Below are 2,134 nucleotides of genomic sequence, written 5' to 3'. Positions count from 1 at the left end.
GGCATTAGACGATCGACCTTTTGGCGACCCCGGCAATAAAATTTGGTTTCCCCTCGATGCACCCCAAGGAAATTCCAACGAACTCACAAATCATTTAGAAGCACATAACTTGTATGGCTTGTCAATGGCTAAAGCTTGTTTTCAAGGACTGGAAAAACATCGTGCGATCGAGCGATCGTTCGTGCTGACGCGATCGGGTTTTGCAGGCATTCAACGCTGGTCATCTGTGTGGATGGGTGACAATCAATCCTTATGGGAGCATTTGGAAATGTCGCTACCAATGCTTTGCAATATGGGATTGTCGGGCGTGCAATTTGTCGGTTGCGATATTGGCGGTTTTGCTGGCAACGCCACAGCGGAATTATTCGCTCGATGGATGCAAGTGGGAATGCTTTACCCCTTAATGCGCGGTCATTCAGCAATGAGTACCGCACGACACGAACCGTGGGTATTTGGCGAAACAGTCGAAAAAATTTGCCGCGAATACATCAATTTGCGCTATCAATTATTGCCTTATATTTACACACTTTTCTGGTCAGCAGCCACAACTGGCGCACCGATTTTGCGTCCGTTACTCTATCATTTTCCCAACGATCCGAAAACCTACAACCTCTACGATCAAGTATTGCTCGGCCCATCCCTGATGGCAGCGCCCATCTACCGACCCGGAAAGGAACATCGCGCCGTATACTTGCCCGAAGGTACGTGGTATGACTGGTGGAGTGGCAATCGCTACGAAGGGCCAATTCACATCCTCGCCCACGCGCCTCTAGAAAGAATGCCTCTGTACGTTCGCGGCGGTGCGATTATCCCAATGGCACCCGTAATGCAATACGTTGACGAACGTCCCCTCGATCGCTTAACGTTGCGTATTTGGCCCGGTACAGGTGAATGGACACTTTACGAAGATGACGGTCATACCTTTGCCCACAAAACAGGCGCTTGGGCGACCACCACATATCGCGTTTATCGAGAAGGACAACAAATAATTGTCGAAATTGGGGCGCGTGAAGGACAATTTTCCCCACCAGTGCGGGATGCGATCGTCCAACTCTCAGGCATAGGCGAACAGCACTTCCAAGATGATGGTACTGCAAAACATTTCACTTTTTGATCGAAGAGATCCCCGACTTCCCCAACAAGTCAGGGATGCGATCGAAAAACCGATCCCAAAAATCTTATTCCCGATCCGAAAAGCACAAAGACATCTGTGTTCATCTGTGGATATCTGTGGTTAAAATCCCAGAGTAGTTACAATTAAAAATCTGTAATTGGGAATACAGTTTGATGTATCTTTTGACAGAAGTTACAGCCTTAACTAAACAATTAGGATACTTGTGACAAAAACAAAAAGGAAAATACTATGCAGCGCCTTTTTTCCAACTTAAAGCAGGCATTTCGCCAAAGCTTTTTTATTTTCAGCTTGATTAGCTTGATTGGCCTCTCAAGTTTATTCATTTTCAGTCAGCCAAGTTTAGCCGCCGCCCCCACAGAAAGACAACCAACTTTAGAGAGAGGAATTGATAACGCCGCTCAAACTAACCAAGCTGCCCATAATCGCGTAGATACTTACGAAAAAGCAGTGAAAGCAGTTGACGATCCTCAAGGTCTGGAAAAAGCTTACGAAAAAAATCTCGGCAAATACGAAGAAAAGCAACCAGATAACGGCATCATCCAAGAAGCTAGCAAAATAATTGAAAAAGTCACCGGTCAAGACTAATCGATTTCTCAAGTCTTACCCAAGCACATTAAACACAAGTACGTTGTTGCGCTTTAGCGCTAAAGCGCAACAACATACCCAAAAATCAACTCTATTTTTTGTGGTGATTATAAAAAGTTATTTAATCGTAGGCTGGGTTAGGCATCACAATCAACTTTAACATTAAGACGAACATTTTTCCCCATAAATCCGAAAAGCCTACGATATAACATATTAATTGGTACGAATTTGGGGCGTGGTGCGTTAGGCGCTTTTGACTTTTGACTTTTGAATTTTGACTTTTGAATTTTGACTTTCTAGACCCTAACTATAACCTTGCAATTCCTGTTGCAAATGTTTCCCCCACTCAGTAGCTATAGCTATTTCTGTGAAGGGAATTTGGATAGAATCAGTTGCATCTGCAAAGCAAAATTC

Annotated in this window: 2 protein-coding genes; both read left to right on the top strand. The window is 44.4% G+C overall.

Features of this window, described 5'->3' with window-relative positions; genetic code table 11:
- Positions 1-1,114, top strand: a 1,114-nt coding sequence (locus H6S82_RS30460; RefSeq protein WP_191057270.1) for a TIM-barrel domain-containing protein, incomplete at its 5' end; no start/stop codon positions are given.
- A 249-nt stretch (positions 1,115-1,363) separates the two neighbouring features.
- A complete protein-coding gene (locus H6S82_RS30455) occupies positions 1,364-1,720 on the top strand; it encodes a hypothetical protein (RefSeq protein WP_190473752.1) in 357 nt (118 codons plus the stop codon).
- Positions 1,721-2,134: the final 414 nt, after the last annotated feature.

Source organism: Planktothrix sp. FACHB-1355 (genome assembly GCF_014748295.1).
Classification (GTDB): Bacteria; Cyanobacteriota; Cyanobacteriia; order Cyanobacteriales; family Aerosakkonemataceae; genus Aerosakkonema; species Aerosakkonema funiforme_A.
Note: the sequence above shows the minus strand (reverse complement) of the source record. Positions and strands in the feature narration are given on the sequence as shown.

Bases quoted from the DNA above. Each gene is read 5' to 3' on its own strand.
- H6S82_RS30455 (WP_190473752.1), top strand. From the start codon at position 1,364: ATGCAGCGCCTTTTTTCCAACTTAAAGCAGGCATTTCGCCAAAGCTTT.